We start from the raw sequence: 9486 nt of genomic DNA, 5'->3' as shown, positions 1-9486 counted from the left end.
ACTCCATGATCCCGATTACCGAATATGCTGGAAGAGATGTTGCGGTGTACGGCCTTGGCCGGACAGGCCTTGCGGCTGCGCGCGCTCTGAAAGCCGGTAAGGCAAAAGTCCACGCCTGGGACGACAATGAGGCATCGCGGGCAAAGGCCGAGGCTGAAGGCATTCCGGTCTCTGATCTCAACAAGCGCGACTGGCAGAACTTCGCCGCACTCGTCCTTTCCCCCGGAATACCGCTGACGCACCCGCAGCCGCACCGTCTCGTGCGCCTTGCTCAGATGACGAATGTGCCGGTCGTCGGCGATATGGAGCTTTTCGCGCGAGCGGTTCAGTCGCTGCCGGAACGCGGGCGTCCAAAGATCATCGGCATTACTGGCACCAACGGTAAATCGACAACGACGGCGCTCATCGGTCACATCCTGAAGGAATGCGGTCTCGACGTGCATGTCGGCGGCAATATCGGCACCGGCGTTCTCGATCTGCCGGCCCTGTCGGCGAACGGTTATTATGTTCTTGAGCTGTCATCCTATCAGCTTGACCTGACCAAGAGCCTGCGTTGCGACGTGTCGGTGCTGCTCAATATGTCACCGGACCATCTTGATCGGCATGGTGGCATGGACGGCTATGTGGCCGCCAAGAAGCGTATTTTCCGTAACCAGGGCGCTGGCGATACCGCGATTATCGGCTTCGATGATAACTATGCGCAAGCGATCGCAATGGGGCTTGCCCAGAGCGGCGAGATGCGCCTGGCGCGGATTTCATCGGAATTTGCGCTGGGGCGCGGCGTCAGCGCAATTGATGGCAAACTGTTCGACAGTCTCGCGAATAATGCGGTCCGTGTCGGTGACCTCGGGGATTCAGCAACGCTTCCCGGTCGCCATAACTGGCAGAATGCGGCCGCGGCCTATGCCGCTTGCCGCGCACTTGGTCTTGATCCCGGCCGGATCTTTGCCGCTATCCTGACCTTCCCGGGCCTTGCTCACCGGATGGAGCAGGTCGGAGAGATCGATGGCGTGCGCTTCGTCAACGACTCCAAGGCAACCAATGCGCAAGCGGCAGAACAGGCGCTTCGGGCTTATCCGCGTGTCTACTGGATCGCCGGCGGCCAGCCAAAGGCAGGCGGTATCAAGCCACTAATGCCGCTCATGGGCCGTGTCGCGAAAGCCTATCTCGTTGGTGAATCCGCTGACGACTTTGCGCGCACGCTTGATGGCAAGGCATTTCATGAAAGCTGTGGCACGCTGGACAAGGCGGTCGCGCGCGCACTCGAGGACGCAAAGGCGTCGGGCGAGGAAAACCCGATCGTGCTTCTGTCACCTGCCTGCGCCAGCTTTGATCAGTTCAGGGACTTCGAGGCGCGCGGGGATGCTTTTCGTGAAGCTGTTGAAGCGCTTGGAGGAGATGCCCTCCGGCCGGTGATGCGAGAATCGGCATGACGGTTTCGGTCGGTAGCACGGTGATCGTCCCGCGCTCCGAGCGTTCGATCATCACAGAATGGCGCCTCAGCGTAGACTGGCGCATCATGGCGGCGTCTTTCACGCTTCTCGGCCTTGGCCTGATGCTGTCACTCGCGGCTGGACCGCCAGCAGCTGAGCGCCTTGGTTTCTCGGATCCGTACCACTTCGTCAAACGCCACTGCGTCTATGCAGCCGGCGCTTCTGCCGTCCTGATCGGCTCGAGCATGCTGACGCGCGTATGGGTGCGCCGGCTTTCCGCACTGGCGTTTGCTGTGTCTCTGGTTCTTCTGGCGGCCATCATGCTGATCGGCCATGAGGCGAAAGGCGCAGAGCGCTGGGTCAGCATTGGTGGCTTCACGCTCCAGCCATCGGAATTCGTAAAGCCCGTCCTGATCGTGTTGATCGGATGGCTCCTCGCGCAGCGGCGTCTTTTTCCGGACGGACCTTGGGCAATCGTCGCGCTTGTTTTCTACGTTGTGGTTCTTGGCCTCTTGCTGCTTCAGCCGGATGTTGGTCAGTCAGCGCTGATTACCGCGGCCTTCATCGCGACCTTCTTCGTATCTGGGCTGCCCTGGCGCTGGGCGGCGGCCTTCTTTGCTGGCGGCGTGACGCTCAGCGGCGCGCTCTATACGCTGCTTCCGCACGTGCGCTACCGGGTGAACAGCTTCATCAACCCGTCGGACTATGACACCTACCAGATCGACAAGGCGTCCGAAGCGATCTCCCGCGGCGGCCTGCTTGGGGCTGGGCCGGGCGAGGGGACGGTGAAATCCAGCCTGCCGGATGCCCATACCGACTTCATCTACGCCGTGCTTGGCGAAGAGTTTGGTTATGTCGCTGCGCTGCTGGTGATCGGTCTCTACGGTTATATCTGCTGGCGCGGTATTCGCGCCGCATCGCGCCTGCATGACCCTTATCCACGTGCGGCTGCATCCGGCCTCTTCACCCTTTTCGCCTTGCAGGCCGCTATTAATATCGCCGTGAATGTCAGCCTTATCCCGCCAAAGGGGATGACGCTGCCGTTCATCTCCTATGGCGGTTCTTCCATGCTGGGGATTGCGCTGACGCTGGGCCTCGCGCTCGCCTTGATCCGCCGCCAGAGCCTCGGAAATAGAGAACGATATGGCTGACAAACCCCTTCTTATCATCGCGGCTGGCGGTACGGGCGGTCACATGTTCCCGGCCGCAGCCTTTGCGGAAGAAATGCGCGGGCGCGGCTGGCAGGTCGGCCTAATAAGCGATGCGCGTGGTCTTTCTTATGCAGGTAGCTTTCCAGCCGACTGGAAGGAAGAAGTCGCCGCCGCCAGTCCAAACCTCCGCAAGTTCTGGACACTGCCGTCGGCCGCCCTGAAAATCTGGCGCGGCATTGGCCGGGCCAGCCGTCTAATGAAGTCCAGAAAGCCCGCGCTCGTTGCAGGTTTCGGTGGTTATCCTGCCTTTCCGGCGCTCAGCGCAGCGCACCGGCGCAAAGTGCCGATCATCGTTCATGAGCAAAATGCTGTGCTCGGCAGGGTAAACCGGCAATTCGCGCCGAAGGCTGCCTTCGTCGCGTCCGGCTTTCCTCGCCTCGACAAGCTACCGTCAGGTGTGCGCCATGAGCCGGTCGGCAATCCTGTCCGCGCGCCAATTGCGGCGTTGCGCGATGCGCCATTCCCGCCGACCAGCGGCGACCTCAATATCTTTATCACGGGTGGCAGCCAGGGTGCCCGCATCCTTGGCCAGATCATTCCGCTCGCCATTGCCTTCCACACGCCAGCGCCGCTCCGCGCGCGCCTCAACATCGTCCAGCAGGTGCGCGAAGAACAGCTCGACGAGGTTCGCGCCATCTATGAAGAGGTTGGGCTTCGCCATGAGTTACGGCCCTTCTTTGCAGACATGCCGGAACGCCTTGCCGCAGCGCACCTGATCATTGCGCGTTCTGGCGCGGGCACGGTCAGTGAGATTGCCGCCGTCGGGCGCCCGTCCATCCTCATCCCGCTCAAGATCGCGATGGATGATCACCAGGCCGCAAATGCCGAAGCCCTCGTCGATGTGGATGCCGCCGATGTGATGCTTGAGGACAATCTCTACCCGAACCTCCTTGGTGAGCTCATCAAGGTGCGCCTGGAGAATGGCGACGAGCTAGAAACGCGCGCTGCTCGGGCGAGGGAAGCTGGCACGATCACTGCGGCGCAGGATCTTGCCAATCTGGCCGAGAAGGCTGCGATAATCTAGGCGGCTGGCCGGCAGGCGTGGGTCTTGTGCATTTTGGCCTGTTTCAACCAGCTCCAGCCAAAAGCCTCTTCGCTGTCGCCATTGGCGCGCAGCCTCTCCAGGCGCTCAAGGGCTTCCTCAAGCGTAGGCTGGTGATGGACCGGTATCCACCACATGACAAAATGCACGTCGCCCATCACCTCGAACCACTCGTTCCGGCGCTCATAGAATCTCTTGTGCACGGTTCCCCAGACGAACTGCTCCAGACTTTCAACATCTGTCCACACGGTAAGATTTGAGACCTGTTGCGGGTCGCCCCCGACCTTGACCTCGGTATTTCCGGTGCCGGGTTCACCGGAGCCTTCCATCATCCAGACAAAGCCGGGCATCCGCCTGCCGAGCCCATTCACGAAGTCGAGATTGTCCATGAAATCCTTCACACGCGGATCATCGGTCGGCGCCACAAGACGGCCGACATTGAGTTGGGCGAGATGCATTTCCATCGCGAAAACCTTCGGTTCGGCCTGAACCCCTATCCTTCCCGAACTATTTCGTTTTGCAAGGAAAACCCGACCCGATTGCCCCTGAATCGCCGCGTCACAGCCATCTCAGCATGCGGGTGCTTGCCTAATCTGGTCTCCACACGCTACTGCGGAGACCTCCTTTCATGCCTTTCGAAGTCATATCCAGCATGCCCAACAAACCATCGCCATTCGATCTCGGTCCGGCCCATCTTGTCGGCATAGGCGGGATCGGCATGTCCGGTATCGCAGAGATCATGATCAATCTCGGCTACAAGGTTCAGGGCTCAGATGTGAAGGAAAGCGCCAATGTCGAACGCCTTCGGTCCAAGGGCGCGACCGTCCATATCGGGCACAAGCCGCAGAATGTGATCGGAGCAGGGGCCGTTATTATTTCCTCCGCCATCAAGTCCGATAACCTCGAAGTCGTCGCCGCGCGCGAGTCCGGTATTCCAGTGGTCCGCCGCGCCGACATGCTGGCAGAGATCATCCGCCTCAAATGGACCGTTGCGGTTGCGGGCACGCACGGCAAGACGACAACGACGACCATGGTCGCTGCGCTTCTCGATGGCGCGGGCATCGATCCGACCGTCATCAATGGCGGCATCATCAATGCCTATGGCTCCAACGCCAAGGCGGGCAATGGCGACTGGATCGTGCTGGAGGCTGATGAGAGCGACGGCACCTTCACCAAGCTGCGCCCGACCATCGCCATCGTCACCAATATGGACCCTGAACACATGGAGCATTACGGCTCCATGCAGGCGCTGCGGGATGCCTTCGACACTTATGTAAAGAACATCCCCTTCTATGGGTTCGGCGTCCTCTGCACCGATCACCCTGAAGTCTCATCCATGGTGGCGCGTGTCTCTGACCGACGCATTCTGACCTATGGGTTCAACCGGCAGGCCGATGTGCGCGCGACCAATCTTGCCTCGGATCCGGACGGGGTCACCTTCGATGTCGTGCTTCGCGAGCGCCTCGGCATTGGCGTCTCGTCGATAGAGGGCGTGCGTCTGCCGATGGCAGGCGACCACAATGTCTCAAACGCGCTCGCAGCGATCTGCGTGGCGCTGGAGCTCGGCGCGACACCTGATCAGATCCGGCACAGCTTTGCCAATTTCGGAGGGGTGAAGCGGCGCTTCACGCCTGCTGGTGAGTGGAATGGCATCCGCATTATCGACGACTATGGTCATCACCCTGTGGAGATCCAGGCCGTTCTAAAGGCTGCCCGCGCCATGCAGGGCCAAAACCGCGTCATCGCCGTCGCCCAGCCGCATCGCTATTCGCGGCTGCACGACCTTTTCAAGGATTTCTCTGGCTGCTTCCAGGATGCTGACATTGCCCTGATCGCACCGGTCTATGCGGCTGGCGAAGACCCGATTGAGGGCGCCAGCCATGAATCGCTTGTCCGTGCGATCAATGAGAATGGCCACGCAGACGCGCGCCCCATGGATGCGCTCGACAGCCTGCCGGACACGATCCGCGAAATCGCCCGCCCCGGCGATCTCGTCGTCTGTCTCGGTGCGGGAGATATCACGACCCACGCAAATGCACTTGCCGAAAACCTGGCTGGCTAGATGGGCGACTGGCGCGATCATCTGCCGGACGTTCGCGGCAAGCTGCTCTTTGACCAGCCACTTGCGCCCTATACCTGGTTTCGAGTGGGCGGCCCTGCCGATGTCCTTTTCCTGCCAACGGATGAGGATGACCTCGCCCACTTTCTGAAAGCGCTGCCTGAAGACGTGCCTCTTCACTTCATGGGTGTGGCGTCCAACTCGATCATCCGCGATGGCGGCATTGAGGGTGTCACGATCCGTCTGATGGGTGGCTATTGGGGCGGTATTGAGCCAACAGGCTCGCATTCCCTCTTTGCACGCGCGGGCGCTCTTGATCTTGCTGTCGCCAAGGCATCGGCAAAGCATGGCATTGCCGGGCTCACCTTCCTGTCCGGCATTCCAGGCTCGATCGGGGGCGCAGTGCGCACCAATGCCGGCTGTTATGGCCGGGAGCTGAAAGACGTCGCCAACCAGATTGAGGGCATCACTAGGTCAGGTGAGCGCGTCAGGTTCGAAGCTGAGATCGCCCAGTATGGCGACCCGAAGATTGAGTTCTCATACCGGCACACAAACTTTCCAGATGATGTGATCGTCACCGGCATCCTGTTGACAGGTTCTGGTGAGGGCGATGCTGCGACGCTCCAGCAGGAAATCGATGACCATCAGGCCCGGCGCGCCGAGACCCAGCCGATCAAGGACAAGACCGGCGGCTCTACCTTTGCCAATCCCGATCCGCCCGGCACGCCGGATGCGCGTTCAAGCTGGAAACTGGTCGATGCCGCCGGCTGCCGCGGCCTGCGGGTCGGCGGGGCGCAGGTTTCCGAGAAGCATTGCAACTTCCTGATCAATACAGGCGAGGCCACCGCGGCCGACATCGAAGCGCTTGGCGAACTGGTGCGCGCCCGCGTTCTGGATGTGACCGGCGTCGACCTTCGCTGGGAAATCCGGCGGATTGGCCGGATTCAGGTCCCGGACCAAACAGCTGCCGAGACCAGCTAGTCTTCCATTTCCTCATGCACCTGGCCCCAGGCAAGGATCGCAAAGAGGCCGGCGCCGCCTATGATATTGCCAGCCAGCGCGGGCAGCAGGTTCACTCCCAGCAGCTTGAAAATGCCCTGCTCACCAGACAGCGCAACCATGAACAGCTCGGCAGACCCGACCACGACGTGCGCGAAATCACCAAGCGCGATGAGGTAAGTGAAGAACAGGATGACCCAGAACTCGCTGCCCTCCGAACTTGGCATCATCCAGACGAGCGCAGCGATCAGGAAACCTGCTGGCAGGGCGCGCATGAAGGTTTCGCCTGCGCCCCAGTCGGCAACATGTAGGCTGAGCTCCAGCACGGCGGCGCCTACCTCCGGTGAGATGGCGCCGGAATAGGTCCAGAACACCGCTGCGAACAATGTACCCACCATATTGGCAAGAAACACTGTGCTCCAGAGCCGCGTCGTGCCGAGGATCGTGCGCCGGCAAGGATCTGCCAATGTGGGAAGGACCGCCGTCACAGTGTTCTCGGTAAAGAGCTGCAGCCGTCCCAGCATCACGATGAGGAACCCGGCCGAATAGCCCAGATTCTCGACCAGTGGCCGCCAGTCTGTATCGGGAAGGGCGACCCGAAGCATCGCCTCCATCGCCAGAGACATTGAGATACCTAGCCCCGCGGCGATGCCAGACCACCAGATCGAGCTTTGCGGGCGCGAAAGCTCAGAGCGACCTTCCTGTCGAATGATTTCGTAGACAATGCGCGATTTCAGACGCGTTAGCGTGGCCGCCTGCTCGCGCTCCTCCTCGGTAATATGTTCTTCTTTTTCGTGCTCGGGAGGCTTGGCTGCATCTGCTGACATCCGGATCGAACGCGTCGGCTCCCTCTATGTTCATTCACATCAACTGCAGTCGACCGGATCAATTGGAAGGACTGCCTTAATTTCTCGGCTGCTACATGTTTGTGTCGGGCCGGGCCAAACGGGTCCTGTTCAGTCTGGAGAAGAGCATGAAACGCGTCGCTGTCGTCTATGGAGGCTGGTCATCCGAGCGTGAGGTCTCGCTCTCGTCTGGCCAGCAGATGCTGCGTGCGGCACAGGCGGCCGGATATGACGCTGTCGGTATCGACGCCAATCGCGATCTTGCGAGCCAGATCGCGGCTGAAAAGCCGGACGTCATCCTTAATGGCCTGCATGGCCCATGGGGCGAAGATGGCTGCGTTCAGGGTCTCTTCGAAATACTCGGCATTCCTTACAGCCATTCGGGCGTCACAGCTTCTGCGATCGCGATGGACAAGCGCAAGTCCAAGGCGATCTACAGCCAAGCCGGCCTCGATATCGCTGAAGACGTTGCAGTGAGCCGCGAAGAGGCTGCCCGCGCGCATCCGATCAAGCCGCCCTATGTGATCAAGCCGGTGAATGAAGGCTCCAGCTTTGGCGTTGTCTTCGTGCGCGAGGACAATAACGGCCCCTCGCAGCTCCTCACCTCTGATGACTGGGCCTATGGCGACAATCTCATGGCCGAAGAATACATTCCGGGCCGCGAGCTGACCGTGGCCGTCCTCGGCGATCGGCCTCTCGCGGTGACAGAGATCACAACATTAAGAGAGTTTTACGATTTTGATGCAAAATATGCAGCTGGTGGATCGCGTCATGTGGTGCCCGCGGATGTTTCGGACGCTGTAACACAAGCAGCGCTGGACGCGGCGCTGACGGCGCATCAGGCTCTCGGTTGCCGGGGGGTGTCGCGGTCCGATTTTCGATTTGACGAGAAGAAGGGCCGGCTCGTGATCCTGGAAACAAATACCCAGCCAGGCATGACACCCACCTCTCTCGTTCCCGAGCAGGCCGCCTTTACGGGTATGACATTCGAAGCGCTTGTGAGCTGGATGATCGAGGATGCTTCATGCCGAAGGTGAAGGGCCAGCCAAAGCAGGGCCAGCGCACCCGGCCGCAGCCGCGTAAACGCGCGCCTGCGCCGGTGCCTGTCGAACCTGCGCGTGCAGACCTTACTTCTGTTCTGACCGGCTTCGTCATGGTCGTCGCGCTCATCGTTGCGGGCGCGGCCTTGCTGGGCGGATCGATGTCCAAGGTCAGCGACGGCGTCGGCAATGCCTTCGATAGCGCCGCCACGGGTCTCGGCTTTGCCGTGGAAGACGTTCAGATAACCGGCCTTGGAAGTGATGTTCGCCGCGCCAGCCTCGTCCAGCAGATGTCAGGCGTCGCCCCGGGCGACAACATGTTCCGCGCCGACCCGCATGAAATCCGCCGTCAGGTCCTCGCGACGGGCCAGGTCACGAGTGCGCATGTCTACCGCCTGTGGCCGAACCAGATCCTGATCAACGCCTCGCCGGCCAAGGCAAGCGCCATCTGGTATGATGGCGACGGCCAGCAGGTTGTCGATAGCACCGGACAGATCATGGAAGGCCTCTCAGCCAGGGACTATAGCGAGCTCGTCCTGCTGACTGGCGTTGATGCGCCTGAAGGTGTGCCCGCCCTCCTGCAGTTTCTGGCACGCGCCGATACTGTGCGTGACCGGGTCTCCTATGCCGAGCGCGTGTCCCGTCGCCGCTGGGATGTCAAACTCCGCGACGGCTTGCTGATCCGGCTCCCGGCAGACGCCAGCGTTAAGCGCGCAACGGACGAACTGATCGCGCTCGAAAACGCGACTGACCTTTCACAACGCTCGCTCACGCGGATCGACCTGCGTGTCGCCGGGCGCACTTTTCTTGAACCTCTCGACGAACAGGGTGCGTCCGGCACCGCTGCAGAAAGCTGA

The 9486-nt window shown here is 61.0% G+C and carries 9 protein-coding genes; 7 read left to right on the top strand and 2 right to left on the bottom strand.

Features of this window, described 5'->3' with window-relative positions; all coding sequences use genetic code 11:
- Nucleotides 1-5 precede the first annotated feature (5 nt).
- The 3 genes from murD to O4G74_RS11080 are packed head-to-tail and all read left to right on the top strand — an operon-like array spanning nucleotide 6 to nucleotide 3668.
- Nucleotides 6-1433 carry a UDP-N-acetylmuramoyl-L-alanine--D-glutamate ligase gene (gene murD / locus O4G74_RS11090; protein WP_269402674.1) on the top strand — a complete coding sequence of 476 codons (1428 nt, stop codon included), beginning with the start codon at nucleotides 6-8 and terminating at the stop codon, nucleotides 1431-1433.
- Nucleotides 1430-2584 (top strand): FtsW/RodA/SpoVE family cell cycle protein, encoded by a 1155-nt coding sequence (locus O4G74_RS11085; RefSeq protein ID WP_269402673.1) that lies wholly within the window; start codon nucleotides 1430-1432, stop codon nucleotides 2582-2584. The genes murD and O4G74_RS11085 overlap by 4 nt, the downstream gene beginning before the upstream one ends.
- Complete coding sequence (locus O4G74_RS11080) at nucleotides 2577-3668, top strand: UDP-N-acetylglucosamine--N-acetylmuramyl-(pentapeptide) pyrophosphoryl-undecaprenol N-acetylglucosamine transferase (protein WP_269402672.1); 1092 nt, start codon at nucleotides 2577-2579, stop codon at nucleotides 3666-3668. The genes O4G74_RS11085 and O4G74_RS11080 overlap by 8 nt, the downstream gene beginning before the upstream one ends.
- Here the strand turns inward: O4G74_RS11080 and O4G74_RS11075 are convergent.
- Complete coding sequence (locus O4G74_RS11075) at nucleotides 3665-4150, bottom strand: DUF3291 domain-containing protein (protein ID WP_269402671.1); 486 nt, start codon at nucleotides 4148-4150, stop codon at nucleotides 3665-3667. The genes O4G74_RS11080 and O4G74_RS11075 overlap by 4 nt on opposite strands.
- A 164-nt stretch (nucleotides 4151-4314) precedes the next feature.
- Here O4G74_RS11075 and murC point away from each other — a divergent pair, with 164 nt between their 5' ends.
- Both murC and murB read left to right on the top strand, forming a co-directional pair.
- Nucleotides 4315-5748 (top strand): UDP-N-acetylmuramate--L-alanine ligase, encoded by a 1434-nt coding sequence (murC, locus tag O4G74_RS11070; protein ID WP_269402670.1) that lies wholly within the window; start codon nucleotides 4315-4317, stop codon nucleotides 5746-5748.
- Nucleotides 5749-6726, top strand: a complete 978-nt coding sequence (gene murB, locus O4G74_RS11065; protein ID WP_269402669.1) for a UDP-N-acetylmuramate dehydrogenase — start codon at nucleotides 5749-5751, stop codon at nucleotides 6724-6726.
- Here murB and O4G74_RS11060 read toward each other — a convergent pair.
- A complete protein-coding gene (locus tag O4G74_RS11060; protein ID WP_269402668.1) occupies nucleotides 6723-7571 on the bottom strand; it encodes a formate/nitrite transporter family protein in 849 nt (282 codons plus the stop codon). The two genes, murB and O4G74_RS11060, sit on opposite strands and share 4 nt — an antisense overlap.
- A gap of 146 nt (nucleotides 7572-7717) precedes the next feature.
- Between O4G74_RS11060 and O4G74_RS11055 the strand changes: the two genes are divergently transcribed.
- Together O4G74_RS11055 and O4G74_RS11050 are read left to right on the top strand one after the other, a co-directional pair.
- Nucleotides 7718-8626, top strand: a complete 909-nt coding sequence (locus O4G74_RS11055; protein ID WP_269402667.1) for a D-alanine--D-alanine ligase — start codon at nucleotides 7718-7720, stop codon at nucleotides 8624-8626.
- Nucleotides 8614-9486 (top strand): cell division protein FtsQ/DivIB, encoded by an 873-nt coding sequence (locus O4G74_RS11050; RefSeq protein ID WP_269402666.1) that lies wholly within the window; start codon nucleotides 8614-8616, stop codon nucleotides 9484-9486. Before O4G74_RS11055 ends, O4G74_RS11050 begins: the two co-directional genes overlap by 13 nt.

Origin of the sequence: Henriciella marina (assembly GCF_027213945.1) — a bacterium.
Classification (GTDB): Bacteria; Pseudomonadota; Alphaproteobacteria; order Caulobacterales; family Hyphomonadaceae; genus Henriciella; species Henriciella marina_A.
This window is presented reverse-complemented; position numbering and strand designations above follow the sequence as displayed.

Coding starts and splice junctions, on each gene's coding strand:
- murD (WP_269402674.1), top strand. CDS start 6: ATGATCCCGATTACCGAATATGCTGGAAGAGATGTTGCGGTGTACGGC.
- O4G74_RS11085 (WP_269402673.1), top strand. CDS start 1,430: ATGACGGTTTCGGTCGGTAGCACGGTGATCGTCCCGCGCTCCGAGCGT.
- O4G74_RS11080 (WP_269402672.1), top strand. CDS start 2,577: ATGGCTGACAAACCCCTTCTTATCATCGCGGCTGGCGGTACGGGCGGT.
- O4G74_RS11075 (WP_269402671.1), bottom strand. CDS start 4,150: ATGGAAATGCATCTCGCCCAACTCAATGTCGGCCGTCTTGTGGCGCCG.
- murC (WP_269402670.1), top strand. CDS start 4,315: ATGCCTTTCGAAGTCATATCCAGCATGCCCAACAAACCATCGCCATTC.
- murB (WP_269402669.1), top strand. CDS start 5,749: ATGGGCGACTGGCGCGATCATCTGCCGGACGTTCGCGGCAAGCTGCTC.
- O4G74_RS11060 (WP_269402668.1), bottom strand. CDS start 7,571: ATGTCAGCAGATGCAGCCAAGCCTCCCGAGCACGAAAAAGAAGAACAT.
- O4G74_RS11055 (WP_269402667.1), top strand. CDS start 7,718: ATGAAACGCGTCGCTGTCGTCTATGGAGGCTGGTCATCCGAGCGTGAG.
- O4G74_RS11050 (WP_269402666.1), top strand. CDS start 8,614: ATGCCGAAGGTGAAGGGCCAGCCAAAGCAGGGCCAGCGCACCCGGCCG.